This window comes from Streptomyces sp. NPDC001714, assembly GCF_042892755.1.
GTDB lineage: Bacteria > Actinomycetota > Actinomycetes > Streptomycetales > Streptomycetaceae > Streptomyces.
Window position 1 is genome coordinate 1 of sequence record NZ_JBIAUL010000004.1, and the last position, 26,747, is coordinate 26,747.

The 26,747-nt window shown below is 70.3% G+C and carries 18 protein-coding genes; 7 read left to right on the forward strand and 11 right to left on the reverse strand.

The window, feature by feature from the left end; all coding sequences use genetic code 11:
• Window positions 1-91: 91 nt before the first annotated feature.
• The 3 genes from ACFY0P_RS11675 to pulA form a co-directional block, all read right to left on the reverse strand.
• Complete coding sequence (locus ACFY0P_RS11675) at window positions 92-448, reverse strand: 5-carboxymethyl-2-hydroxymuconate Delta-isomerase (protein WP_388910131.1); 357 nt, start codon at window positions 446-448, stop codon at window positions 92-94.
• Between the two features lie 277 nt (window positions 449-725).
• Window positions 726-2,348 (reverse strand): SpoIIE family protein phosphatase, encoded by a 1,623-nt coding sequence (locus ACFY0P_RS11680; RefSeq protein ID WP_388910134.1) that lies wholly within the window; start codon window positions 2,346-2,348, stop codon window positions 726-728.
• A 97-nt stretch (window positions 2,349-2,445) separates the two neighbouring features.
• Window positions 2,446-7,818 (reverse strand): pullulanase-type alpha-1,6-glucosidase, encoded by a 5,373-nt coding sequence (gene pulA / locus ACFY0P_RS11685; RefSeq protein ID WP_388910137.1) that lies wholly within the window; start codon window positions 7,816-7,818, stop codon window positions 2,446-2,448.
• Between the two features lie 189 nt (window positions 7,819-8,007).
• On the opposite strand from pulA, the gene ACFY0P_RS11690 reads away from it, so the two are divergent.
• A complete protein-coding gene (locus ACFY0P_RS11690) occupies window positions 8,008-10,077 on the forward strand; it encodes a carbohydrate-binding module family 20 domain-containing protein (RefSeq protein WP_388910140.1) in 2,070 nt (689 codons plus the stop codon).
• Between the two features lie 152 nt (window positions 10,078-10,229).
• Entirely contained in the window at window positions 10,230-10,820 is a 591-nt protein-coding gene (locus ACFY0P_RS11695) for a DUF4232 domain-containing protein (protein WP_388910143.1), read from the forward strand.
• 1 nt (window position 10,821) lies between these two features.
• Here the strand turns inward: ACFY0P_RS11695 and ACFY0P_RS11700 are convergent, their stop codons facing one another.
• Window positions 10,822-11,607, reverse strand: a complete 786-nt coding sequence (locus tag ACFY0P_RS11700; protein WP_388910146.1) for an SDR family NAD(P)-dependent oxidoreductase — start codon at window positions 11,605-11,607, stop codon at window positions 10,822-10,824.
• A gap of 86 nt (window positions 11,608-11,693) precedes the next feature.
• Here ACFY0P_RS11700 and ACFY0P_RS11705 point away from each other — a divergent pair, with 86 nt between their 5' ends.
• The gene (locus ACFY0P_RS11705; protein ID WP_388910149.1) at window positions 11,694-12,560 is read left to right on the forward strand and encodes a helix-turn-helix transcriptional regulator; all 867 of its coding nucleotides are present in this window, start codon (window positions 11,694-11,696) and stop codon (window positions 12,558-12,560) included.
• Here ACFY0P_RS11705 and ACFY0P_RS11710 read toward each other — a convergent pair.
• From ACFY0P_RS11710 to ACFY0P_RS11730, 5 genes are all read right to left on the reverse strand, one after another.
• Window positions 12,536-13,909 carry an alpha-amylase family protein gene (locus ACFY0P_RS11710; protein WP_388910152.1) on the reverse strand — a complete coding sequence of 458 codons (1,374 nt, stop codon included), beginning with the start codon at window positions 13,907-13,909 and terminating at the stop codon, window positions 12,536-12,538. The genes ACFY0P_RS11705 and ACFY0P_RS11710 overlap by 25 nt on opposite strands.
• 160 nt (window positions 13,910-14,069) lie before the next feature.
• Window positions 14,070-15,734, reverse strand: a complete 1,665-nt coding sequence (locus ACFY0P_RS11715; RefSeq protein WP_388911422.1) for a glycoside hydrolase family 13 protein — start codon at window positions 15,732-15,734, stop codon at window positions 14,070-14,072.
• A 215-nt stretch (window positions 15,735-15,949) separates the two neighbouring features.
• Window positions 15,950-16,861, reverse strand: coding sequence for a sugar ABC transporter permease (locus ACFY0P_RS11720; RefSeq protein WP_388910155.1), 912 nt, complete (start codon window positions 16,859-16,861; stop codon window positions 15,950-15,952).
• A 13-nt stretch (window positions 16,862-16,874) separates the two neighbouring features.
• On the reverse strand, window positions 16,875-17,879 hold the full coding sequence (locus ACFY0P_RS11725) for a carbohydrate ABC transporter permease (protein WP_388910158.1): 1,005 nt from the start codon (window positions 17,877-17,879) through the stop codon (window positions 16,875-16,877).
• 102 nt (window positions 17,880-17,981) lie between these two features.
• The gene (locus ACFY0P_RS11730; protein WP_388910161.1) at window positions 17,982-19,256 is read right to left on the reverse strand and encodes an extracellular solute-binding protein; all 1,275 of its coding nucleotides are present in this window, start codon (window positions 19,254-19,256) and stop codon (window positions 17,982-17,984) included.
• Window positions 19,257-19,639: 383 nt separating this feature from the next.
• On the opposite strand from ACFY0P_RS11730, the gene ACFY0P_RS11735 reads away from it, so the two are divergent.
• Both ACFY0P_RS11735 and ACFY0P_RS11740 read left to right on the forward strand, forming a co-directional pair.
• A complete protein-coding gene (locus ACFY0P_RS11735; protein ID WP_388910164.1) occupies window positions 19,640-20,686 on the forward strand; it encodes a LacI family DNA-binding transcriptional regulator in 1,047 nt (348 codons plus the stop codon).
• A 129-nt stretch (window positions 20,687-20,815) separates the two neighbouring features.
• Window positions 20,816-21,673: a phosphatase PAP2 family protein gene (locus ACFY0P_RS11740; protein WP_388910167.1), complete on the forward strand. Its 858-nt coding sequence runs from the start codon at window positions 20,816-20,818 to the stop codon at window positions 21,671-21,673.
• A 363-nt stretch (window positions 21,674-22,036) separates the two neighbouring features.
• On the opposite strand, the gene ACFY0P_RS11745 is transcribed toward ACFY0P_RS11740, so the two are convergent.
• Window positions 22,037-23,617 (reverse strand): amidohydrolase, encoded by a 1,581-nt coding sequence (locus ACFY0P_RS11745; protein ID WP_388910170.1) that lies wholly within the window; start codon window positions 23,615-23,617, stop codon window positions 22,037-22,039.
• Between the two features lie 30 nt (window positions 23,618-23,647).
• The gene (locus ACFY0P_RS11750) at window positions 23,648-25,099 is read right to left on the reverse strand and encodes an APC family permease (protein WP_388910173.1); all 1,452 of its coding nucleotides are present in this window, start codon (window positions 25,097-25,099) and stop codon (window positions 23,648-23,650) included.
• Window positions 25,100-25,280: 181 nt separating this feature from the next.
• Here ACFY0P_RS11750 and ACFY0P_RS11755 point away from each other — a divergent pair, with 181 nt between their 5' ends.
• Together ACFY0P_RS11755 and ACFY0P_RS11760 are read left to right on the forward strand one after the other, a co-directional pair.
• Window positions 25,281-25,886 carry a TetR/AcrR family transcriptional regulator gene (locus ACFY0P_RS11755; protein ID WP_388910176.1) on the forward strand — a complete coding sequence of 202 codons (606 nt, stop codon included), beginning with the start codon at window positions 25,281-25,283 and terminating at the stop codon, window positions 25,884-25,886.
• A 77-nt stretch (window positions 25,887-25,963) separates the two neighbouring features.
• Window positions 25,964-26,677 (forward strand): VanZ family protein, encoded by a 714-nt coding sequence (locus tag ACFY0P_RS11760; protein WP_388910178.1) that lies wholly within the window; start codon window positions 25,964-25,966, stop codon window positions 26,675-26,677.
• The last annotated feature ends 70 nt before the right edge of the window (window positions 26,678-26,747 follow it).

Genomic DNA, 26,747 nt, shown 5'->3' on the forward strand with positions numbered 1-26,747 from the left:
CCGGTCAGGGAGCAACGGCTCGATCCGCGACCACTGCGCATCAGTTAACGGCACACCCAGACCAACGACCGACTGATCCAAACGAAACGGCCTAGCCCTCGTACTTCCGGTACGACGGGTCCAGGTCCCGCACCTCGGCCGACGCATGCAGCACGGCCCCCTCCGGCTTCAGGTGCTCGCGCAGCAGCTCCAGGGTCGTCTCGGTCAGCTTCGCCTTCGTGTCGTCGGTGCGGCCGGCCAGCAGGCCGAAGGTCACGTGGACGATGACGTGCGCCCCGTCGGTGTCGTAGCCGAAGGCGGTCTCGTCGGCGGCGCGGAACAGCGTCTTGCAGGCCTCCGGCTTGGCCGCCGCGATCTCGACCACGGCGCGGTGCAGGGCCGTGGCGAAGCCCCGGCGGTCGAAGGCGGGTCCCGCGCTGGCGGTGTAGTCGACGGTGATCTGCGGCATGAGCACTCCTGTTCTGCGGCGACTGGGTCCAGCCTAGGTCTCATTCGGGGCGACCGAAGCGGCGGGCCGTGCTCGGAATACCAGGTGCCGCTTCCTGCCCGATTTTCGAATCCGCTCACTTCCGCCCGGTTCTGCTCGATTCCGTCAGGGCACCCGCCGACCTGCCTTGATCGGCCACGTCAAAGACGGTGCGCACAAGGCATGTTGGAGAGCCCGACGGATGCCGGGGGGAATGCCCAGAAGGCGCCGTCGGCGGACGGCCGCGGTGAGACAGCCGCTAGTTCGCCAGGCTCAGCGCCAGCAGTGCGATGTCGTCCTCGCGGTCCTGGCCGAAGCAGGCGAGGAGGGTGTCGCACAGGGCCTCCAGGCCGGGCAGGGCGCCGCCGGCGGCGGCCCGGAGGTGTTCCATGGAGACCGTGAGGTCGGTGCCGCGGGTCTCGATCAGGCCGTCGGTGACCATGAGGAGCCGGTCGGTGGGTTCGAGGACCAGCTCGGTGGGCGGCGGGTGGGGCAGGCCCACCCCGAGCAGCGGACCGGACGCCTTGACGTACTCGGCGCTGCCGTCGTCGCCCAGTATCAGCGGCGGGATGTGGCCGGCGTTGGCGATGCGGGTGCGCCCGGTCCCCGGATCGATGAGGGCCAGGCAGACGGTGGCGGTGACCTCGGCGTGGTAGTGCTGGAGCAGCTGGTCGAGCCGTTCGGCGAGGGCGGCCGGGTCGCTCTCGGTGAGGCAGTAGGCGCGCAGCGCGTGCCGCAGTTCGACCATGACGGTGGCCGCGTCCAGCGAGTGCCCCACGACGTCCCCCACCGCGGTGAGCACGCCGTCGCCGACCCGCAGCGCGGCATAGAAGTCGCCGCCGATCTCGGTCTCCTGGGAGGCTGGCTCGTACCGTACCGCTATGTCGACGCCCGGCAGCTCGGGCAGCTGGTGCGGGCGGGGCAGGAAGCTGTGCTGGAGGGTGAGCGCGACATGCCGCTCCACCTGGTACATGAGCAGCGGCTCGGCGGCGAGCGCGGTGGCCTGGGCCAGCTGGGCCAGCAGCGCCTCGTTCTCGGGGTCGACCCTGCGCTGCCCGCGGGTGGGGGTGGCCACGCACACCGGCACCTTGCCGTCCTGGGTGAGGACCAGCGTCAGCCGGGCGTCGTGCTCCACCCCGGGCCGGAAGAACCCGGCGGGCCACAGCGGCGTCGGCACGGTGGTGATCCGGACCCCGGACTGCCCGCGGGTGAGCCGCCGCAGCAGACCCGCCACGTCCCGGTGGGCGCCCTCGTCCGGCAGGGCGAGGGAGGTGCGCTCCCGGTACAGGCCGCGGTACAGCTCGTCGTCCTGGTCGAGGACGAAGACGGCGGCGGGGGTGCCGAGGAGGCGTGCGGCGCCGTCCGCGGCGGCGTCGGCCAGCTCGTGCAGCGAGCGCGCCGCCTGGATGGTGACGATCGTCTCCGACAGCAGTTTCAGCCGCCGTACCAGCGCCTGGTCGTCGGCGCGCAGCCGGGCGGCGCGCACCGCGGCCCGCACCGCCGCCTCGATCTCCTCCGGCTCGGCGGGCACCGTCAGATAGGCCTCGGCCCCCGTGTCCAGCCCCGGGCAGCGGTCCGCCGGGGGGACCCGGAGGGCCGAGAAGTGCACGACGGGCAGGGCGGCCATGTGCGGCCGCTCCTTGAGCCGGCGGCACAGCTCGAAGCCGCTCATGTCCGGCAGGTTCACGTCGACGAGGGCCACGTCGGGCAGGGAACCCTTGCGCAGCCGCACGTCGAGTTCGGCGAGCGCCTGCCGGCCGTCGGCGACCGCGACGACCTGGTGGCCGGCCCGGCGCAGGACGGTGCCCAGCGCGTACCGGCTCGCGGGTTCGTCGTCCACGACCAGCACGGTCGTGTCTGTCAGCTTGCCGTTGACGTCCATTCTCCCAGCCCCTGGACAACACCGGTGGGGCAGTACCTCGGGGTACCCCAGCGGTAGCTGGGGGAGCCGGGCCTGCCCCACCGACGTAAGGCCTCGGTCACCTCGTCCGGGAGAACACCGCCACCGTGCGCCCCGGAACCACGAACGTACCCGTTTCCCGCTCGTACGATGCCGACTTGACGACGGAGTCCGCGCCCGACGCCTGCACCGGGTGCAGCCGGTAGCCGGTTCCGGCCAGTGCGCCCACCCGCTGCTCCTGCCGCTCGGGGCTCGCGTTGAAGACGACGACGAGGTCACCGAGCTCCATGGTGATCACGCCGGGTGTCTCGTCCTTCCCGGACAGCGGGAAGGAGAGCTTCGACTGCACCTGCGCGGCCGTGCCGAGCGAGAACGCCTTGTCGGTCGTACGGATGTGCAACAGGTCCTGGTAGGCGGCCGAGGCCCCGTCGATCTGCGCGCACCCGACCTTCACCGAGGTCAGCAGCGGCTTGGCGTAGGACCACTTGGACTGGTTGTCGGCGGCCATGGGCAGCCCGCGGCCGAAGCCGTTGCCGTCGGCGCAGTTCCAGTGGACGGCGTTGAACCAGTCGCCGCTGTCGAAGGAGTTGCGGTCCAGGGACTTGGAGCGCAGCAGGTCGGTGCCGGCCTGGGAGAGCGAAGGTCCCTGCGAGAGGGCGGCCGTGGCCATCGCCAGGACCTGCATCCGGGCCCGGTCGGACGCGGAGGTGCCGGCCGGCAGTTTGTACGTCAGCGCGTCGAACAACGACTCGTTGTCGTGGGCGTCCACATAGGCGAGGGCGTCGCCGGGCGCGTCGGCGTATCCGGCGGGCGAGCCGTTGTAGTCGATCCCGGCGCCGGTGACCTCCTTGCCGTCGCTGTCGGTGAACTCGTACTTGGCGAGGTTGCCGGTCAGGCCGACCTTGATCAGGTCCTGGTAGTGCAGCAGCCGGGCCTTCTGCTCGGCCGGAGTGCCGTTGGCGGTGGAGGAGTTGGGGTCGGTGTAGAGGCCGGAGGCGAAGCCCTGGATGCCGGGGTCGTCGTCGAAGGGGCTGCCGCCGCGTACGGCGTCCCGGGCCCGGTCGGAGAAGGTGGCGATGCCGGTGCCGGCCATGTTCTGCTGCGTGGCCTGCACGAACCGGGCGTCGTTGGCGACCTCGCCGAAGTTCCAGCCCTCCCCGTACAGGATGATCTTCTTGCCGTCGACGCCGTCCTTCCTCAGGGTCAGCGCGTCGAGCGCCTTGCGGACGGCCAGGATGTTGGCCTTCGGGTGGTGGCCCATCAGGTCGAAGCGGAACCCGTCGACCTTGTACTCCTTCGCCCAGGTGACGATCGAGTCCACCACCAGCTTGCCCATCATGGCGTTCTCGGGCGCGGTGTTGGCGCAGCAGGTGCTGTTGGCGACGCTGCCGTCGGCGAGCAGCCGCTGGTAGTAGCCGGGCACGATCCGGTCGAGGACGCTGGTGTCCGCCTCCCCGCTGGCCGCCGTGTGGTTGTAGACGACGTCCATGACGACCCGCAGCCCGTCGTCGTTGAGCGACTTGACCATCTTCCGGAACTGCACGGTACGCGCGGTGCCGTCCGGGTCGGTGGCGTACGAGCCCTCGGGGACCGTGAAGTGGTACGGGTCGTAGCCCCAGTTGTAGGCGTCTTTCGCGGCCACCGCGGAGACGCACTCCTGCTGCTTCTCCGAGTCGGCCGGATAGGAGGCGAGATCGCAGTCGGGGCTCTTCTGGTCGGCCTTCTTCTCGGGCACGGTCGCGAAGTCGAAGGCCGGGAGCAGATGGACGTACGAAGTCCCGCTCTTGGCAAGCTCCTTGAGGTGCTTGGAGCCGTCGCTGTTCTTGTCGGTGAAGGCCAGGTACGTGCCCCTCTCCGCGGCCGGGACCGTGGAGTCCGCCACCGAGAAGTCCCGGACGTGCAGCTCCTGGATCTGCGCGTCCTTCATCGGGACGGCCTTGGGCTTGGTGTAGGTCGACCAGCCGCCGGGGGCCAGGGACTTGTCGTTCAGGTCGACGACGAGGCTGCGCTCGGAGTCGGCGGTGAGGGCCACCGAGTAGGGGTCGGTGACCTTGTTGGTGACGACCTTCCGGACACTGGGCGCCCAGACCTTCACGACGTACCGGTAGGGCTTGTTCTTCCAGGACGCGGGCCCGGTCACGGACCAGACGCCGGTCGCGGAGTCGCGGTGCATCGTCTTCGACGAGCCGTCGAGTTCGAGGGCGACGCTCTGCGCGGTCGGCGCCCAGACGGAGAGCGTGGGCTTGCCGTGATGGAAGACCGGGCCGAGGTCCGCCGTCGTGGCCCTGGCGTACACGTCGTCCAGCACGCCCGCGATCTGCACACCGGTCGCGGCCAGCACCGCGCCGTTGGCGGCGCGCTGGGAGGCGACGAGCTGTCCGCCGAGCGCCTCGCGCACCCGGCCGCGGTCGCGCGGGTCGACCGACCAGGCCGTGTAGTCCTTCAGGTACGGGAACTTCGCCTTCTGGGCGTCGGTGAGGGTGGTCCTCGTCAGCCGCAGCCACCGCTCGTCGTCGCTGGTCAGGGTCCCGTCCTTGACGGCGATCGAACCGTCGTGGGAGTAGACCAGCTGGGTGGAGACCGCGCCGTCGACGCCGTCCCAGGCGACCGTGTCCCGGTCGATCCAGACCGCCTTGGAGGTGGTCAGGTCGAGGGCGGCCGCGCTGCCGGCGGGCTGCGGGAGCAGGTGCTTCTCCTGGCCGTTCAACAGCCACACCTCGTAGCCGTCGGCCTTGAGGTCGAGTGACTGGTCGGCGGAGAGATCCTTCTCGTCGCCCTTGTGGATGATGTAGCTGAGGCTGGTGGCACCGTCGGTGAGCGGTACCTCGAAGACCGCGCCATAGGCATCGGTCTTCACCGGCTTCAGGGGGTTCGACCAGTCGGTGGGGTTCGCGGCGCCCGTCCAGACGTGCAGGCCCCAGCCGTCGTAGTCCCCGTCGGCGCGGTGGTAGTGGATGATCGCCTTGGTGGTGTCCTGCGCGGGGTAGGCATCGGCCGGTTTCGTCGTGAGGACGTCCGCCTTCCCCTGCTCGAGCCACACCTCGCCCGTCTTGGTGACGTCGATGGAGCGGTCGGCGGAGACGTCCTTGTCGCCGTCCTTGTCGACGACGAGGAAGCCGACGTTCGTGGCGCCGGGCTTCAGCTTGACGTAGGCGAAGGCGCCGTACGCGTCCCGGCCGGTGAAGGGGTGACCGGCGGGCCAGGTGGTCGCCTCGCCGTCGGCGAGGTCGCCCCAGGCGTACAGTCCCCAGTTGTCGTAGTCACCGTCGGTGCGCTTGTAGTGGACGACGGCGTAGTCGCGGGAGGATGCGGTGGGCGTCTCGGCGGCGGGCGGGGTGCCGCTGCTGCTCTCGGCCAGGGCACTGGAGGTGTGCCCGGCGGAGTCGACGACGACCGCCTTGTAGCGCAGGGCGGTGCCGGCCGGGACGTCCTCGGCGAGGGTCTGGGTGACCTTGTACGGGGCGTGGTCGGCGGAGCCGAGCGTGGTCCACTTGCCGTTGCCGACCTGGGCGGCGAAGACGACGCGGTTCAGCTGTCCGCCGGTGACGTCCGCGGTGAGGTCGACGGTGCCGGTGGCGCCGGCGGCCGGGGCCCGGAGGGTGACCGTCGGTGCGGTGGCGGGCTCGGCGAGGGGGCCGGCCGCCTTGTAGACGACGGCGGACTCCGCGGGGACGGTGACGGTCAGCTCGGCCGAGCCGTCGGAGGTGAGGGTGCCGTCCGTGCCGTAGAGCGCCCGGTAGCGCATGCCGGCGGAGCCGGTGGCGAAGCTCGCGGTCTTCGCCGTGCCGGCGTTGTTGAGGGCGACGACGTACTCCTGGCCGGTCTTCGCGTCCGTCCGGGTGAACGCGTAGACGCCGGCGCCGTCGGCCGCGTAGCGCTCGGTCTGGACGCCGTCGGCGAGGGCGGGATTGTCCTTGCGGAGCTTTCCGAGAGCACTGACCTGCTTGTAGAGCGGTGCACTCGTGTCGTACGAGTCGTCGGCGGCGGTCCGGTCGGTGCCGATCTCGTCGTCGTCCAGGTAGTCGGCGACCTTCGACGCGAACATCGTCTGCCGGGCGTCCTTGTCACCACCGGAGCCGGTGAAGCCCTGCTCGTCGCCGTAGTAGACGACCGGGTTGCCCCGGCTGAGGAACATCACCTCGTTGGCGAGCTTGTCCTTGGCGAGCAGTTCGGCGTCCGAGGCCTTCGGGTTGTCCTGCTCCAGGAAGTACCCGATCCGGCCCATGTCGTGGTTGCCGAGGAAGGTCACCTGCTCGTAGGCGTTCGCCTTGTCGGTCGTGTACTTGTAGTCGTCGCCGAAGACGCTCGACAGCTTCTGTGCACTGCCGCCCTGGGAGGCGTAGGAGCGGGCCGCGTCCTGGAAGGGGAAGTCGAGGGTCGCGTCGAGGCGGCCCTGGGTCACGTACGGCGAGGTGACGGACGTGTCGGCGGAGTACGTCTCGCCGAACATGAAGAAGTTCCTACGGCCGTGCCGCGCCGCGTACGTGTCCAGCGCGGTCGCCCACTGGGTCCAGAACTCCATGTCGACGTTCTTGACGGTGTCGATCCGGAAGCCGTCGATGGCGAAGTCCTTCACCCACCGCTCGTAGATCTTCTCCATGCCGCTGACGACCTCGGGCCGCTCGGTCCACAGGTCGTCCAGGCCGGAGAAGTCCCCGTAGGTCGCGGACTCGCCGGCGAAAGTCGAGTCGCCCCGGTTGTGGTACATCGTCGGGTCGTTGAGCCACGACGGCACCTTGCTGTCGCTCGTCACGGTCGGCGTCCGCGGGAAGGAGGCGCCGGAGACGGCCGGGAACTTCTTCTTGCCGTCCGCGTAGTCGGCGTCGTCGAAGGGCTGCCCGTCCTTGGTCAGGTAGGGGAAGGCGCCCTTGGAGAGGTAGTCGTAGGACTTCTCCGCGTAGTCGACGACGTCGGCGGTGTGGTTGGTGATGACGTCGAAGAAGACCTTCATGCCCTTGGCGTGCGCCTTGGAGATGAGGGTCTGAAGGTCCTTGTTGGTCCCGAAGTGCGGGTCGACCTGGGTGAAGTCGGTGATCCAGTACCCGTGGTAGCCGGCCGAGGCGTTGCTCCCGGTCCCCTGCACGGGCTTGTTCTTGAAGATCGGGGCCATCCAGATGGCGGTGGTGCCGAGCCCCTTGATGTAGTCGAGCCGCTTGGTCAGGCCCTTGAGGTCACCGCCCTGGTAGAAGCCCTTGTCGGTGGGGTCGTAACCGGTGGAGAGCCGGGAGCCGGTGAGGCCGCCCTTGTCGTTGCCGGTGTCGCCGTTGGCGAAACGGTCCGGCATGACGAAGTAGAACTGCTCGCGGGTGTCGTCGTACCGGGCGGGCGCGGCGGCGAGCTTCGCATCGGAGGGCGGGGCGGGCGGGGCGGCGGCGTGTGCGGCGACTGGCTGCACGAGCGCGGCGGCGAGGGCGGCGACGGCGACGGCCGCGACCCGTCTGACATGTATCACCGGCATGAACTCCTAGCGATAGCGGCTCTCTTGGGTCCGACCCCGCGCGACCGTACCGCTAACGAAAGGTTTACAGCAAGAGGCTTGAAACTCACAGCAAGAACTTTCACGAGGCGTATTGACGCACTGTCTCAACTGGCCCACGCTCCGGGGTTGTTGAAGCCTGTCCCTCTTGTTTCGGAGCCGCACATGACCGGACACCGACCCCCGGCTGTCTTCAGACGCACGGCCGTCGCGATCGCCGCGGGCGCCCTGGCACTCGCGGGCGTCGTCGCCCTGCCGGCCACCGCCGCGCAGGCGGACACCACCACCAAGGGCGATGTGATCGCCAACCTCTGGGAATGGAACTGGAACTCGATCGCGTCCGAGTGCACGAACGTGCTGGGGCCGGCCGGGTACGGCGCGGTGCAGGTCGCCCCGCCGTCCGAATCCCTCAAGCAGTCCAGCTACTACTGGTGGGACGCCTACCAGCCCTACTCGTACACCCTGAACAGCCGCTTCGGGACGGCGACGCAGTTCGCCGCGATGGTCACCGCCTGCCACAGCGCGGGTGTGAAGGTCTACACCGACGCGGTCATCAACCACACGGCCGCGCAGACCGGCACCGGCTACGACGGCACCACGATCACCAACAAGTACGACACCCCGGACTGGGACCCGAGCGACTACCACACCTCCGCCGACTGCCCCACCTCCGACCTGACCATCCAGGACTACTCGAACCTCACCCAGGTCCAGAACTGTGAACTGCTGGGCCTGCCCGACCTCAAGACCAGCGCCGACAACGTCCGCTCGGGCCTCGCCGCCTTCCTCAACAAGCAGATCGCGCTGGGCGTCGACGGTTTCCGGGTGGACTCGGCCAAACACATCCCGGCGACCGACCTGGCGGCCGTCGTCGCCAAGCTGAACACCACCACGTCCGGCGCGGCGCCGTACGTCTTCGACGAGGTCTACCCGGGCTCCACCCCGCAGCCCAGCGACTACTACGGCTCCGGTGACGTCCTCGACTTCACGTACGCGAGCAGGATGAAGTCGGCCTTCCAGGGCAACGTCAGCGACCTCTCCTCCCTCTCCGGCAGCGGCATCCTGCCGGCCGCCGACTCGGTGTCCTTCGTGACCAACCACGACACCGAGCGCAACGGCCTGCACATGAGCTACAAGGACGGCGACAGCTACAAGCTCGCCAACCTCTTCGAGCTGGCCTACAAGTGGTCGACACCGACCATCTACTCCAGCTGGCAGTGGACCCAGAGCGACCAGGCGCCGCCGAACTCGTCCGGCTTCGTCACCGACACGGACTGCTCCAACGGCTGGAACTGCCTCGACCGCGACACCGCCGTCGTCGGCATGGTCGCCTGGCACAACGCGGCCGGCAGCGCGGCCGTCTCCGACTGGCAGACGATGTCCTCGAACGTCATCGGCTTCGGCCGCAGCGGCGCCGGGTTCTTCGCCGTCAACAACGGCTCGTCGTCGGCCACCTACACCTTCGCGACGGGCATGGCCGACGGCACGTACTCCAACGTCATCGACGGCGGCGCGACCACGGTCACCGTCTCCGGCGGCAACGCGAGCATCACGATCCCCGCGAAGGACGCCGTCGCCTTCTACAACTCCTCCTACACCTGCACGGTCGGCTGCGACGGCGGCAGCGGCGGCGGCTCCACCTCCACGGTGACCGCGACCTTCAACGAGTACGCGTCCACCACGACCGGCACCCACGTCTACGTGGTCGGCTCCGTCGACGCCCTGGGCGGCTGGGACACCTCGAAGGCGATCCAGCTCTCGTCCTCCGGGTACCCGATCTGGTCGGGCGCGGTGAGCGTGCCGATCAACACGTCCTTCACGTACAAGTACATAAAGAAGGACGCGTCCGGGAACGTCACCTGGGAGTCCAACGCCAACAGGTCGGCCACGACCTCGACGTCGGCGCTCTCCCTCAGCAACTCCTGGAACGTGGCGAACGCCGACGCCACGGACGTCACGTTCAACGAGTACGCCACCACCGACTACGGCACCAACGTCTACGTCGTCGGCTCCATCGCCTCCCTGGGCTCCTGGAACACCGGCGACGCGATCCCGCTGTCGGCGGAGTCGTACCCGACGTGGAGCAAGCTGGCGATCGTCCCGAAGAGCACCACATTTGCTTACAAGTTCATCAAAAAGGACAGTTCCGGGACTGTGACGTGGGAGTCGGGCACCAACCGCTCCTTCACGACCGGCACGTCGTCGGGCTACACCACCAGCGACACCTGGAAGTAGCCGAGCGGTCGTGGACGGGTGCGGAAACTTCCTGTCGGTGTTCGTGAACAAATCCGGAGTACCGCGCATCTGACCTTGTGTACGGCACACGAAGACGGCGCGGGCCGCATGCCGCGGCCCGGGCCTCAGAGCGCGAGTGGAGCACTGTCACCGTGAACGCACACCGGAAGACCACCGACCTGTCCACCACCACCCGGCACCGCACCGACCGCAGGCTCGGCCGTACGGTGCTCGCCGCTGGGGCCGTCGCCGCCCTGGGGCTCGCCTGGGCCGGTACCGCCGAGGCCGCGGCCCCGAGCACCGCCAAGGCCACGCCGACCTGCTCCGCCGCCGCGCTCAAGGCCACCTTCGGCCGGCAGCTCGCGGGCGGCATGAACCACGAGGGTGTCGTCATCACGCTGCGCAACCTCAGCGGGAAGACCTGTGCGCTGCGCGGCTACCCCGGCCTCGGCCTGGAGAACTCCGCACACAAGGCGATCACGACCCACACGCACTGGGGCGACACCTGGTACGCCAAGGACCCCGGCAAGAAGACCCTGGTCCTCAAGGACGGCCAGAGCGCCGAGGCCGTCGTCGCCTGGACCCACGCCAACACCGGCACCTCGGGCGCGGTGCACGCCTCCTACCTGGAGATCACGCCGCCCGCCTCGACCAAGCACAAGACCCTGGCGTTCCCCCAGTGGGTCGACCACGCCGACCTCTCCGTCACGGCGCTGGCCAGGCACATCAACGTCACTGACTGACCTAGGCCCGTGCCCCGCCGTCCACCCGCAGCACCGTGCCCGTCACGTAGGAGGCCCGGTCGCTGAGCAGCCAGGCGGCGGCCTCGGCGATCTCGGCGGGGTCGGCCGTGCGGCCCAGCGGGGTCGTGGACCTCATGCGGTCGATGACGCCGGGGGTGGCCTCCTCCCAGGTGCGGACCATCTCGGTGAGCGTGCCGCCGGGGGCGATCGCGTTGACGCGGATGCCCTCGGGGCCGTAGGTGACGGCGGCCGACTCGGTGAGGCTGTTGACGGCCCGTTTCAGGGCCCCGTAGACCGGCAGGACCGGGTTGGCGCCCAGGCTGCCGACGGACGAGTTGTTGACGATGGCGCCGCCGGAGGCGGTGGCGCGGATGGCCCTGACCTCCTCGGCCATGGCCAGCCAGACGCCCTTGAGGTTCACCGCGGTGATCCGGTCGAAGTCGGCCTCGGGGAGTTCGTCCATGGGGCCGGGGTGCTGGATCGTGGCGCCGTTGTTGAAGGCGATGTCCAGGCGGCCGTAGACCTCCACCGTGCGGTCGACGGCCGCGCGGACGCTCGCCGCGTCGGCCAGGTCGCAGACCGTGTGGTCGGCGGTGCCGCCGGCCGCGCGGATCTCCTCGGCCACCGTCTTGAGCTGGTCCTCCGTGCGGGCCGCGAGCAGCACCCGGGCGCCCTCGCGGGCGAACAGCCGGGCGGCGGCCGCGCCGATCCCGCGCCCGGCTCCGCTGATGAAGGCGACCTTGCCGGCCAGAAGGCCCGTGTTCGCTGTATCGGCTGTGTTCTCCATGGCTTCGAGCCTGCGTCCGGGCCCGGGGCCCATCCAGGCACCGGCGGTACCTGGATGAGGTCGGGTGCCCGGCGCACACTGGACGCGTGGACAGGCAAGAACTCGCGGCTTTCCTGCGCAGCCGACGTGAGCGGATCTCCCCCGCCGAGGTGGGGCTTCCGCGCGGCCCGCGCCGTCGGACGCCCGGGCTGCGGCGCGAGGAGGTGGCGCAGCTGGCGTTCATCTCGACGGAGTACTACACGCGTCTCGAGCAGGCGCGGGGGCCGCGGCCGTCGCGTGAGGTGCTGGGCGGGCTGGCGCGGGCGCTGCGGCTGACGGACGCCGAGCGCGGGCATCTGCACCATCTGGCCGGGGCTCCGCCGGGGCCGCCGCCCGGCCCCCCGCGCGAGGTCCGGCAGAGCCTCCTCGACCTGCTGCACCGGCTGCCGCAGGCCGCCGCGTTCGTGACGTCCGCGACCTTCGAGGTGCTGGCCTGGAACGATCTGGCGGCCGCCCTCATGGAGGACTTCTCCGCGCTGCACCCGCGCGACCGCAACCTGATGCGCCGCGCCTTCCTCACCCCGCGCCCGGCGGGCAGCAGGCTGTACGGGGTGTCGGACGTGGACGCCTTCGCCCGGCTCTCGGCGCAGCGGCTGCGGGCCGCGGCCGGCCGGTACCCCGACTCGCCGGAGGTGACCGGCCTGGTGGCCGAACTCCTCGCCGGGAGCGAGGAGTTCGGGCGGCTGTGGGAATCGCACGACGTGTCCGCCGAGCCCACCCTGGTCAAGACCTTCCGGCACCCGGTGGTGGGCCCGGTCACCGTCAACTGCGACGCCCTCGACATCACCGACCGGGACCAGCAGGTCGTGATCTACACCGCGACCCCGGGCTCACGGGCCGAGGAGGCGCTGCGGCTGCTGTCGGTGATCGGGACGCAGCGGATGGCCTCTCAGCAGGTGGACTTCCCCGCGTAGATCGCGAGGGCGGTGTTCGAGCCCAGGGTGGCGGTGAACTGGCCGCTCAAGTTGACCGTCACCGACGTGTTCGCCTGCACGTTGCAGTACGTCCCGGCCGGCAGCGACGTCTGGTAGGTCCGGGTCAGGGAGCTCGACTCGTGGTTGATGGCGACGTACCCCTTGGCGCCCCGCCCGAAGGCGATCGCGTCGGCGCCGTCGTCCCACCAGTTCGTCACCGACTCGCCGCGCACCGCGTTGCGGAAGGCGACCATGCGGATGATCTCGGGCCAGGCGTGCTGGCACTTCCAGCCGTCCTGCCAGCAGGCATTGACGACGCCGTTGTCGGGCGGTCCGGCGTCGGCGTCCGACCACTCGTAGCCGGAGTTGATGTCCGGGGCGCCGTACGGGTAGGCGAGCATGAAGACGTTGGCCAGGGTGTAGTTGGCGCCGTCCTTGTAGTTCAGCGTGGAGCCGTTGCGCTCGGTGTCGTGGTTGTCGACGAAGACCCCGGCGACCGAGCTGCTCAGGTACCCCCAGCCCTCGCCGTAGTTCTTCAGGTAGGCGAGGTTCTCGTCGTTGAAGACGCGCTTGAGGTCGTAGGCGTACCGGAACTCCTGGACGTCCCCGTTGCCGGTGTACTCGGTCGGCTGGACGGCCTCGCCGGCACCGTAGATGACCTCCTGCTTCCAGTACACCGACGGGTTGGTCAGCCGGGTCTTGATGTTGGCGAGGTCCTCGGCCGGGATGTGCTTGGCCGCGTCGATCCGGAAGCCGTCGACGCCCAGGCTGAGCAGGTCGTTCATGTAACCGGCGATGGTCTTGCGGACGTACTCCTCGCCGGTGTCCAGGTCGGCGAGGCCGACGAGTTCGCAGTGCTGGACGTTCCAGCGGTCGGAGTAGTTCGAGACGAGGGAGGTGCAGTCGTCGAAGTCGTAGGAGGAGTACAGACCGGGGTAGTTGTACTTCGTGTACGACGAGCCGCCGGTGCCGGTGCCGCTGCCCGCCGACATGTGGTTGACGACGGTGTCGACGACCACCTTCACACCGGCCGCGTGGCAGGTGTTCACCATGTTCTGGAAGGAGGTCCGGTCGCCGAGTCTGCCCGCGATCTTGTACGACACCGGCTGGTACGACGTCCACCACTGCGAGCCCTGTATGTGCTCGGCGGGCGGGGAGACCTGAACGTATCCGTAGCCCGCGGGACCGAGGGTGCTGGTGCACTCCTTGGCGACCGAGCCGTAGTTCCACTCGAAGAGGACGGCGGTGACGTCCTTCGTGCCGGGCGGGGAGGCCGACGCGACGGACGGGGTCATGACAACGCTACAGGCGGCCAGCGCCAGTGCGGCGGAGAGGGTCTTACGTGCCATGTGGGGTTCCTTCACCATTGAAGGCTCTTGCAGAAACCTTGCGGAAACCTTGTGGTTGCGCAGATGTTAAGGGCCCGCTCCCCGGATGGGTAGCGGGCCCTGTGAAGTTGCTGCAAGAAGTTACCGAATGACGCCCCGTCAGGTGCCGGTCACGCGGTGATCAGGCGGTGGTCCACCACACGGTGGTGTCGGCCGGCAGCTTCGCCTCGCCGTCCGCCTCGGTCACCTCACCGCTGGCGAGCAGCACCCTGCCGTACGCCGGAGTCGTCACCGACTCCCCGGTCGTGTTCGCGACACACACGAACTCCCCGCGCCGGAAGGCGAGTACGCCCTCCGGGGCGCGCAGCCACTCCACCGCGTCGCCCGCGCCGAGGTCGGCCTGCTCACGGCGAACGCGCAGTGCGCTGCGGTAGAGCTCCAGGGTGGACCCGGCCACCCCGGTCTGCGCCTCGACGCTCAGCTCACCCCAACTCGCGGGCTGCGGCAGCCAGCTGCCCCCGGACCCGAAGCCGTACGACGAGCCCTCCCGCTCCCACGGGATCGGCACCCGGCACCCGTCCCGGAAGCCGTCCTGGCCCGCGCCCCGGAAGTACGCGGGGTCCTGGCGGACCTCGTCGGGGAGGTCCACGACGTCCGGGAGGCCCAGCTCCTCGCCCTGGTAGACGTAGGCCGAGCCGGGCAGCGCGAGCATGAGGAGGGTGGCCGCCCGCGCCCTGCGCAGGCCCAGTTCCCGGTCGCCGGCCGTGCGGATCTGGGTGCCGAGGCCGGGCGGGTTGGCGAAGCGGGTGGCGTGCCGGGTGACGTCGTGGTTGGACAGCACCCAGGTGGCCGGGGCCCCGACCGGGCGCATCGCCTCCAGGGTGCGGTCGATGACGGCCCGCAGCTCCTTCGCGTCCCAGTCGGTGCTCAGGTACTGGAAGTTGAAGGCCTGGTGCAGCTCGTCCGGGCGGACGTAGTTCGCGGTGCGCTCGACGGTCGGCGTCCAGGCCTCGGCCACGAAAATCCGCTCACCGGCGTACTCGTCCAGCACGCGCCGCCACTGCCGGTAGACCTCGTGGACGCCGTCCTGGTCGAAGAACGGCATGACATCGTTGCCCAGCAGCTTCAGCTGTTCGGCACCGCCGATGTCCGGCAGCCCCTCCGCCTTCACCAGGCCGTGGGCGACGTCGATGCGGAAACCGTCCACCCCCATGTCCAGCCAGAACCGCAGGATGGAGCGGAACTCGTCGCCGACGGCCGGGTGGTCCCAGTTGAAGTCGGGCTGCTCCGGGGCGAAGAGGTGGAGGTACCACTCCCCGTCGGCCACCCGCGTCCACGCCGGCCCGCCGAAGATGGACTCCCAGTCGTTGGGCGGGAGTTCGCCGTTCTCGCCCTTGCCAGGCCGGAAGTGGTAGCGGTCGCGCGACGGCGAGCCGGGGCCCTCCGCCAGCGCCCGCTTGAACCACTCGTGCCGGTCCGAGGAGTGGTTGGGCACCAGGTCGACGATGATCCGCAGCCCCAGCCCGTGCGCGTCCCTGATCAGCGCGTCCGCGTCCAGCAGGTTGCCGAACATGGGGTCCACGGCCCGGTAGTCGGCGACGTCGTAGCCGGCGTCGGCCTGCGGGGAGGCGTAGAACGGGCTGAGCCACACGGCGTCGACACCGAGGTCACGCAGGTACGGGAGTCTGGAACGCACGCCCTCCAGGTCCCCCATCCCGTCGCCGTTGCTGTCGGCGAAGCTGCGCGGATAGACCTGGTAGATCACCGCGTCCCGCCACCAGTCGCGGCGACGGGCGATGGTGGCGGTAGTCGGGGCCGGGTCGGCGGCGGAGTGCTGCTGGCTCATGGCGTCCTTGATGCGTCGTAACAGGGTCATCGGGTCAGAGAGGGATACAGCGGTGGGGTGGTGACGAGGCGGCCGCGGTCACAGCGGGGTCGGATGGAGACCGCGGCCGCCTACCCCGCGCCCCGAGGGCAGCGCCCCGAAGGGGCGCGGGGAACTGCGCGACCGGCCACGACGGCGCCGCAGACGAACGACGACCCTCGTGGCCCGACCAACGGTCAGCCCTTGGTACCGCCGGCGGTGAGGCCGGTCACCAGGTTCTTCTGCACGAGGTAGAAGAACACGGCCACCGGTATCGCGATCAGCACCGCCGTCGCGGTCATCAGGTTCCGCTGCGCGTCGTGCTCGCTGATGAAGCTCTGCAGCCCCACCGCGAACGTGTACTTGTCGTCGCTGAGCATGAACGTGGACGCGAACGCGACCTCGCCGAAGGCCGTGAGGAAGTTGTAGAACGCGGCGACCGCGAGGCCGGGCTTGGCGAGGGGCAGGATCAGCCGGGCGAAGGTGCCGAAGGGCGAGAGCCCGTCGACGCGGCCGGCCTCGTCGATCTCGAAGGGGATCGTGTCGAAGTAGCCCTTGAGCAGCCAGGCCGTGTACGGCACGACGGTGGTGCAGTAGACGAGGATCAGGCCGAGGTAGCTGTCGATGAGGCCGAGCCGCGACATGATCTGGTACATCGGCACGATCAGCACGGCGATCGGGAACATCTGGGTCACCAGCAGCAGCCACATGAACTTCCGGTAGCCCGGGAAGCGCATGCGGGAGACCGCGTAGCCGGTGGTGGAGGCGAGGATCAGGCCGATGACCGTCGTACCGCCGACGACGATCATCGTGGTCCTGAACCAGTCCCAGAACCCGGTGTGCTGCAGGACGAAGGAGTAGTTGTCCAGCGTCATCTTGTGCCAGATGCCGCTCGGGTGCAGGTAGTCGTCCTTGTCCGGGCCGAGGGAGAGGAAGATCAGCCAGCCGACCGGGAAGAAGGCGACGAGGCTCGCGACACCCAGGATGCCGTGGGTGAGGGTGGTGGCGAGCGGGCCGCGCTCGCTCCGGCCGCGGGCGCGGCGCGGGCTGCCGGTCACGGGGGCCTCCTCGGCGACCTGGGCGGAGGTCTGGACAGTGGTCGTACTCATGGAAACTCCTGTCTCAGATCGCGAGCTGCTGGTCGTTGCGGTTGAGCCAGCGGCGGTAGAAGGAGGTGAAGACGATCAGGATGGCCAGCAGCAGCATGCCGTAGGCGGCGGACTGGGCGAAGTCACGCGGCTGCTGTCCGAAGCCGAGGAAGTAGGCCCAGGTCACGAGGATCTGCGCGTCGGGGGCGGTGTTGCCGAAGAGCAGGAAGATGACGGCGAACTGGTTGAACGTCCAGATGATGCCGAGGAGGACGACGGTGGAGCTGACCGACCTCAGACCCGGCAGGGTGACGTACCGGAAGCGCTGCCAGGCGCTCGCGCCGTCCATCTCGGCGGCCTCGTAGAGCGTGCCGTCGATGGCCTGGAGGCCGCCGAGCAGCGAGAGCATCATGAACGGCACACCGCACCAGGTGTTGACGAGGATGGCCGCGGCCCGCTGCCAGAACGTGTCCTCCAGCCAGTCCGGTTGCGGCAGATGGAGGAAGTGCAGGGCGCTGTTGATGATGCCGCCGTCGGCGAGCATGAACCGCCAGCCGAAGACGGTGACGAAGGTGGGCACCGCCCAGGGCAGGACCAGGACCATGCGGTAGAAGGTGCGGCCGCGGAACTTCTCGTTGAGCAGCAGGGCGAGGCCGAGACCGATGGTGTAGTGCAGGGCGACGCAGAGCGCGGTCCAGACGATCGTCCAGAGGAAGTGGGACCAGAAACGGTCGTAGGACGTCGGTCCGAACAGGATGTCCTTGTAGTTGTCCAGGCCGATGAACTTATAGGTGGCGTCGATGTGGTTGACGCCGATGGTGCGGGCGGTGTTGAGGCTGTTGGCGTCCGTCAGCGTCAGGTAGAAGCCGTACACCAGCGGGTAGATGACGAGCGCCCCGAGGACGACGGCCACGGGGGCGATCATCGCGTAGGCGTACCAGTACTTCTGGTAGCTGTTCTTCAGCCGCTGGCCCAGCCCGGGGCGGGGCGCGCGGTCACCGTGGCGCTGGCCGGTCGCGCGGTCGATGGCGACTGTCATGAGTTCGACACCTTCTGGTTCTTCCGGGATCGGGCTGGGCACAGGCCGGTGGCCGCCGGAGCACTCCCCCCTGAACGAGGCGCTCCGGCGGCCGGCCGGCACTTACTTGCTGAAGTCGGGGACGAGCTTCTCGATCCCGAGTTCGGCGTTGCTCAGGCCCTTGTCCAGGGACTCCTTGCCGCCGGCGATCTTGGTCAGCTCGGTGCCGACCGGACCCCACAGCGAGGAGTACTCGGCGAGCGCGGGGCGCGGCTGGGCGGAGGAGAGGACGGCCTGGTAGCCGGCGATGCCCGGGTCGGCCTTGACCTCGGCGGTGTAGGCGTCGGAGCGGGTCGGCAGGGTGGAGTTCTTCAGTGCGATCTCCGTCTGGGACTTCGCGGAGGTCATGAAGGCGACGAACTTCTCGGACGCCTCCTGGTGGGCCTTGTCCGAGCCGGCGTAGACCGAGAGGTTGTGGCCGCCGGTCGGGGCGCCCGCCTTGCCGGTGGAACCGGCCGGGACGGTGGCGATGCCGAGGTTGGACTTGTCGCTGAACGCGGAGCCCTTGTAGAAGTTGGTGATCTCCCACGGGCCCTCGATGGTCATGGCGACCTTGCCGTTGACGAAGGCGTCCTGGCGGTGGGCGTAGGCGTCGGCGGTGGTGTCCGCCTTGTGCAGGCCCTTCCCGGAGTACAGGTCGAGCCAGGTCTGGTAGCCCTTCTTGGCCGCCGCCGAGGTGATGGTGATCTTCTTGGCGGAGGCGTCGACCATGTCGGTGCCCTCGCCGTAGAGGAAGGGCTGGGTGTAGTACGCGGCCTCGGGGCCCCAGTATCCGGTGGTCTTGGCCTTGTCCTGGATCTTGGCGGCGTCCGCCTTGACCTCGTCCCAGGTGGTGGGGGCGGCGGTGATGCCGGCCTTCTTGAGCAGGGCCTTGTTGTATACGAGGGCGAGGGTGTCGGTGACCAGCGGGACGCCGTAGGTCTTGCCCTCGTACTGGGCCTGGGTGATCAGGCTGGGCTGGAACTTGTCCTTGTCGGCGAGGGCGGCGGTGCCGTCCAGCGGCACGAAGTAGCCGGCCTTGGCGAAGGCGGGGGTCCAGCCGACCTCGGAGCGCAGCACGTCGGGGGCGCCCTTGCCGGACTGGGCGGCCGTGTCGAACTTGTTCTGCGCCTGGTCGAACTGGACGTTGACGTACTTGACCTTGACGTCCTTGTTGGCGGCCTCGAACTCCTTGATCAAGGCCTGGTACGTCGGTGCCTCATTGGTGGCGTTGGAGGTGTCCCACCAGGTGATGGTGACCGGCCCGTCCGACTTGCTGTCGCTGTCGCTCCCGCCGCACGCCGTCGCCGTGAGGGCGAGGGACGCCACCAGCGCGGAGGCCGCTATGCCACGCCGCATGAGTTCTCCTTGAGGGTTAAGCCCGAGTGATGCGGGGGTGGTCCCGTCCACCGTCCCGCTGTCGTGCCGACTGCGCCGTTGCTGCGGCGGCCGGGCGACTGGGAACGTAACAGCGATGTAAGCCACGCGAAAGACCTTGCAGCAAAAAAGTGCAAGAGATCTCCGAAGTTATCCGGGCGTGACCTGTCGGCGACCGCCGTGAGACGCTTGTTTACGGGGGTAGAGCGCTATGGCGGCGGCTTGTGCAAGACTCTGCAAGCTCTTGCCGTCATGTTTCAGTAGGGAGTGCGATGACGCAGCAGCCCAGAACGGGCCGCCCCCCAAGCCGCATCAGGCGCCCGATCGGTGTGCAAGGGGACATACGGCCGGTACAGTCCAGTGCCGTGACCACACGGCTTGCCGACATCGCAGCGCAGGCGGGGGTGAGCGAGGCGACGGTGAGCCGGGTCCTGAACGGGAAACCGGGCGTCGCCGCCACCACCCGCCAGTCCGTGCTCGCCGCCCTGGACGTCCTAGGCTACGAGCGTCCGGTACGGCTGCGGCAGCGCAGCGAGGGCCTGGTGGGCCTGATCACGCCTGAGCTGGAGAACCCGATATTCCCGGCCCTGGCGCAGGTCATCGGGCAGGCGCTGACCCGGCAGGGCTACACCCCCGTGCTCGCCACCCAGACCCCGGGCGGGTCCACGGAGGACGAGCTGACCGAGATGCTGGTGGACCGCGGGGTCGCCGGGATCATCTACGTCTCAGGACTGCACGCGGACACCACCGCCGACATGCAGCGCTACGAGCGGCTGCGGGCGCAGGGCGTGCCGTACGTCCTCGTGGACGGTTTCTCGCCGAAGGTGCAGGCGCCGTTCATCTCCCCCGACGACCGGGCGGCGATGACGCTGGCCGTCACCCACCTCGCCTCCCTCGGCCACACCCGGATCGGGCTCGCCCTCGGCCCGAAGCGGTTCGTCCCGGTGCAGCGCAAGATCGAGGGGTTCGTGCGGGCCATGCAGGACCAGTTGGGCCTGCCGGCGGACACGATCGAGTCCGAGCTCGTCCAGCACTCCCTCTACACCCTGGAGGGCGGTCAGGCGGCGACCACGGCGCTCATCGACCGCAACTGCACGGCGATCGTGTGCGCCAGCGACATGATGGCCCTCGGCGCGATACGGGCCGCACGCCAGCGCGGCCTCGACGTCCCCCGGGACATCTCCGTGGTCGGCTTCGACGACTCCCCGCTGATCGCGTTCACCGACCCGCCGCTCACCACCATCCGCAAGCCGGTCCCGGCGATGGGCCAGGCCGCGGTGCGCACCCTGCTGGAGGAGATCGGCGGTACCCCCGCTCCGCACAGCGAGTTCGTTTTCATGCCGGAATTGGTGGTACGCGGTTCTACGGCGTCGGCGCCGGGCGACCGCACCAACCGCACCAACCGCCCCTGACGACGCCTGAGTACCCGGGTGCGGGCTGTCCGGTACCTGGGTAGTAGTCGCCGTGGCGTAGAACATGCGCCGTGAACCCAACCTTGGGATGATCTGTCGGAGACGCCTTTTCTGGCAGACTCTGTGCCTATGAGTGACTCGACCGTGACAGAGCCGGAAGGTCGCGCACAACAGACCCTTCCGCGGACCGTCACGGGCGAGGGAGAGCAGGGGTTCCTGGGCCGGCTGCGGACGCCGCGGCGGCCCCGGCTCTGGTTCGAGATCCTGCTGATCGCGGTGAGTTACTGGACCTACTCGCTGATCCGCAACGCGGTCCCGGAGCAGAGGACGCAGGCGCTGCGCAACGCCGACTGGATCTGGAAGGCCGAGCACCACCTGGGGATCGCTGTCGAGGAGTCGGTCAACCACGCCGTGAACTCGGCGACTTGGCTGATCGTCGGCATGAACTACTACTACGCGACGCTGCACTTCGTGGTGACGCTGGGCGTTCTGGTGTGGCTCTACCGCAACCACCCCGGCCGCTACGCGGCGGCCCGCCTCGCCCTCTTCGCGACGACGGGCGTGGCTCTCCTCGGCTACTACCTGTTCCCGCTCGCCCCACCCCGCCTGATGAACGGCGGCGACTTCGTCGACACGGTGGCGGTCCACCACACCTGGGGCTCGATGGCCTCCGGCGACCTCAAACACATGTCCAACCAGTACGCGGCGATGCCGTCCATGCACATCGGCTGGTCCCTGTGGTGCGGCCTGACGATCTTCGCCCTGGCCTCGGTCCCCTGGGCCCGGCTCCTGGGCCTCCTCTACCCCACGGCCACCCTCCTCGTCATCGTCGCCACCGCCAACCACTTCTGGCTCGACGCGGTGGGCGGCGCGCTGTGCCTGGCCTTCGGCTTCACGGTGGTAGGGCTGTGGTACGGCGCCCTCCCCTACGCCCTGCCCCGACAGCCGACGGGGGTGACCTTGCTGCGGAGCCCCACGGGCGGCTGAGGCGGGGCCGACTTGGGTCCGGGGCGCATGGCCGGTTCGGCACCGCCGACCTCCACGGCGGTTGCTGAGCGCCGCTGCGGCGGAGAAAAGAGAGCCGTCGGCTCAAGAAGAACCGACACCTCACAAGCGGCCTCGACGCAGGACCACCTCCGGCCCAGCACTACTGTCGGCGCAGAGCGACTGCGAGCCCCCTCCACCCGCCGCAACGGCGCTCAGCCACCACGTCGGTGACCGGCGGTGCCGGACCCCGCTCAGCCCAGCCAAGTCTCACCACCCCCGCCTCAGAAACCCCGCCGCCCCCCCTCCACCCGCCGCAACGGCGCTCGGCCACCACGGTGGTGACCGGCGATGCCCGCCGACGGCTCACTCTCCCCGGTGCACCACGTGCCCCCCGGTCACCGTCAGTCGTACCGGCGCCTCGGTCAGTTCGTCCGCCGGGGCGGCCACGGGGTCCAGGCCCAGCACCGTCAGGTCGGCGCGGTAACCCACCGCGATGCGGCCTGCGACGGCCGCCTCGCCCGCTGCTCGGGCCGCGTGGCTCGTGCAGCCCTCCAGGGCCTCCAGGGCGGTCAGGCCCGGGCCCGTCGACGCGGCGCCGCGCGGTGTGCGGGCCGTTGCCAGGACGGCGCGGACGTCGTAGTGGGCGATCGGCCAGTCCGAGCCGAGGGCGACCGTCGCGCCCGCGTCGCGGAGGTCGCGCAGGCGCCAGGCGTGTCCGGCGCGGCCGGCGCCCAGGCGGCGCGACCACTCGTCCGTGCCGTCGGCCCGCGTGTACGCCGTGTGCGGCGGCTGCATCGACGCGGCCACCCCCAGCTCCGCGAACCGCGGGAGCAGCGCGTCCGGCGCCGTCTCGATGTGCTCGACGCGGTGCCGGCCCGCGGCGCCGGGCCCCAGCCCCGCCACCACGTCCAGGACGTGCCGTACCGCCGCGTCCCCGATCGCGTGCGTGGCCGTGCGCACCCCGGCCGCGTGCAGCTGCCGCACGGCGGCCGCGTACGCCTCGGGGTCCGGCCAGAACGCCTCCGTGCCCTGCCCGTGGCAGTCCGCGTGCTCCAGCCAGGCGGTGCCGCCCTCCACGGTCCCGTCCATGAAGAACTTGACCCCGTCGACCACCCAGTGCCGTCCGCCCCGTCCCTGCGCGGCGACCAGCTCCCGGAGGCCCGCCTCGGTCACGCCCGGCATGCACCAGGGCGCGAAGCGCAGCCGCACCGGCAGCACGGTCTCCTCGGCCACCGCCCCGACCAGCTCCGCGTCCCCCGCGTCCATGACGTGCGCCCCGGTCAGCCCGGTGGCCGCCATCGCGGCGAGCAGCTCGACGAGGCGGGCCCGGCGGGCCGCGTACGAGGGGCGGGGCATCGCCCGCTCGACCAGCTGCATCGCCGCGTGCTCCACGAGGTGCCCGGTGGGGCGGCCGGACGGGTCGCAGACGACCTGCGACCGCTGGGAGAAGGCCCGCGCGCCCGTGACCCCCGCCGCGGCCAGCGCCGCGCCAGACGCGAGGGCGGAGTGACCGTCGTAGAGCCGGAGGAAGGCGGGCGCGCCGCCGAGTACGTCCTCGACGAGCGCGCGGTCGACCGGCCGGCCCTCGAACGCGTTGTGGTCGAGGCCGAAGCCGATCGCCCAGCCCTCGGTCCGTTCGGCCCCGGCCAGCGCCGCCCGCAGGCCCGCCAGGTCGCGGACGCCCGACAGGTCGGTCCCGGTCGCCATGTCCAGGCCCCACACCGGGTGGCTGTGCGCGTCCACCAGGCCGGGCACCAGGTACGCGCCGTCCAGCGCCACGACCTCGGTGCCGGGCCCCCGCCAGTCGCGTACGTCCCGCTCGTCGCCGACGGCGGCGATCACCCCGTCGCGCACGGCGACGGCGGTGGCGTACGGCCGGGCGGGGTCGAGGGTGCGGACCTCGGCGCCGGTCAGGATCAGGTCGGGGGCGGCGGTGGCGGTCATGGTGCGGTGAAACTCCTTTGTTCGGTGTGGCTATTCGGTCGGCTCGGACGCGAAGTCCGCGTACACCGCGGGCCGTTCGCGGCGCAGCCACCACGCGAGGCCGAGGCCCGCGGCGAAGACAGCCGGGGCGATGACGATCAGGAGGGTGTTCACCGTGCTCGACGCCCCGGTGAACAGGTCGATGTGGCTGATGACGAGCCCTATCGCGGTGGCGAGCAGGACGGCGGCGACGGTCGGGGCGACCACGGTGCGCAGGGTGCCCTCCTCGTGCCGTACCCGCCGGAAGTAGCAGGGCACCGCGATCGCGGCGAGCAGCTGGAGCGCGAACAGGCCGATCATTCCGGGGGTGTTGACCCACAGCAGCAGCTGGTCGTACGGGTCGGCGCCCGCTGCCCAGAAGGCGAGCACGACCGCCAGGCCGAGGACGGTCTGTGCGACACCGGCCAGGTACGGGGAGCGGTGCCGCGGGTGGATCGTGCCGAGCGACCTGGGCAGGACGCCTTCTTCGGCGAGGGCGAGGGCGTAGCGGTTGATCGCGTTGTGGAAGGCGAGGAGCGAGGCGATGATGCTGGTCACGATGAAGACGTGCATCAGGTCGGCCGCCCAGCCGCCCACGTAGGTGGTGATGGCGGTGAAGAAGAGCCCGCCGGGGTCCTTGGCGGCGGCCGCGATGACGTCCTGGTTCCCGAAGGCCTGGATGATGATCCACACCATGAAGGCGTAGAAGAGGCCGAGGAACGCGACGGCCACGTAGGTGGCGCGCGGGACCGTGCGGTCGGGGTCGCGGGCCTCGCGGCGGTAGATGACGGTCGACTCGAAGCCGGTGAAGGCGGCGAAGGCGAAGGCCAGGACGACGGCCGTGCCGGAGACGAACACGTGGTGCGGGGCGAAGGAGGCGCCGGACAGGCCGTGCGCGCCCCCCTTCACCAGCACACCGCCGGCGAGCAGCACGAGGATGCCGGTCTCGGCGACCAGCAGCACGCCGAGCAGCTTGGCGCCGAACTCGATGGAGCGGTAGCCGCCGTAGCCGATGAGGACGAGGCCGGCGAGGGCGATCGGCAGCCAGGGGACGTCGACGCCGAAGAGGGCCTTGGCGGTGTCCCGGCCGGCGCTGCCGAGCAGGCCGTAGACGCCGATCTCCATGCCGTTGTAGCCGACGAGGGCGAGGAGGGCCGCGCCGATGCCGACGGGGCGGCCGAGGCCGCGGGTGATGTACGCGTAGAAGGCGCCGCCGCTCCGGACGTGCCGGCTCATGGTGGTGAAGCCGACGGCGAAGACGGCGAGGGTGATGCCGGCGATGAGGTAGCCGGCGGGGGCGCCGATGCCGCCGAGCAGGACGGCGAGCGGGGCGACGCCGGCCATGACGGTGAGCGGGGCGGCGGCTGAGATGACGAAGAAGGCGATGTCGGCGGTGCCGAGCGAGCCGGAGCGGAGCGTGGCCACGGCGGGTGGCGTGCTCTCCTCGCGAGCGGTGACGGACATGGGGAGGGAGCCCTTCGAGCGCGACGGACGGGGAGGGTTCCGGGCGTGCGGGATGACCGGCGCTACCAGGGCAGGAGCTGCCCCGGACCCGTAAATCTAAAGCCTTTCGGTTTTGGCAATGTAGCCTCCTCCTGGACATCCGGGAAGACCCGTTTCACACCTCCGGGGGGAGAACACACGCATGGGACGGCCGCGCACCCCGCTCCTGGACCGGGAGCGGATCACCACGACCGCGCTGCAACTCGTGGACGAGCAGGGCGACTTCAGCGTCCCGCAGATCGCGAAGCGGCTCGGCACCCAGGCCGGTTCGCTGTATCACCACGTGGACGGCCGGGACGGCATCGTCGAGCTGCTGCGCGAACGGGTCGCGGCCGCGATCGACCCCGCGACCCTGGACCTGTCCCCCTGGGACACCGCCGTGGAGTCCTGGGCCCGCTCCTACCGGGCCGCGTTCGCCACCCACCCGAGGGCGATCCCGCTCCTGATGACCTCGCCGGTGCGGGCGCCCCGGGTCCTGGCGCAGTACGAGCGCGCGGTCACGGTGCTGCTGACGGCGGGCTTCGCCCCGGCGGACGTGATGCCCCTGCTGATCGCCCTGGAGAACCTGGTGCTCGGCTCGGCGCTGGACCTGGCGGCCCCGGAGACGATGTGGGAGCTGACGGACCGGGCCCCGACCCCGCGCCTGGCCGAGGCCCTGGCGGCGGTGGGTGACGGCAGGGCGGACCGCGCGTTCGAGGTGGGCCTGACGGGCCTCATGAACCACGCCCGGAGCCTGCTCCCGCGCTGACCCTTCCCGTAGCAGATTCCGTGTATCGCGGGCGTATCGAAAAACGCATACGCCGCCGCAACGGCCCTCCGGGTCCCATGGAGGGCGTGAACCACGACACAACCCTGTCAGCGCCTCCGCGCCGCGCGCGCCGGATGGTGCTCCCCGGCCTGGCTGTCCTCTGCCTGGCGAGCGCCGCGTTCGTCGTACGGCGGCCGCTCATGATGTCCGCTCCGAGGTGCATGGCCGGGCACTGGCACGGCTGCTTCGACACGTTCAACGGTGTGGTGCTCATGACGCTGGTCACGCTGCCGCCGGCCGCGCTGGTGGCGTGGGCGCTGGCGCACCGTCGGCGGGGCGCCGGTGACACGTCGGCGTGGCGGACGTCGCTGGCCGAGGTGGGCATGGTGCACGGGACGGTGCCGTTCGTGTGGCTGACCATGATGCCGGGCGCGGCGGCCGGTACCGCCCCCGCCCGGGTGAGCCTCGTGCCGCTGCGGGACCTGGTCACGATGGGGACGCTCGGGATCGTCGGCAACCTGCTGGTCTTCGCGTCGCTGGGGTTCTTCGCGCCCATGCGGTTCGCGGCGCTGGCGTCCGTGCCGCGGATCCTGGCGCTCGGGGCGGGCTGCTCGGTCCTGGTCGAGACCGCACAGTACGTCCTGCGCCTCGACCGGGTGTCCTCCGTGGACGACGTACTGGTCAACACCGTCGGCGCCCTGCTGGCCGGGCTGGCGTCGCGCCGCTGGTGGCGCACCACGGCACCGGCGCCGTCGGACCGGCAGCCCCCCGCGCTGACACCGGCGGGCTGACTCACGTGCCGGTCCGCACGCGCCCTCGCACACGTCGGCGACCTGTCGTGCTGCCTACGCTGGGGACACC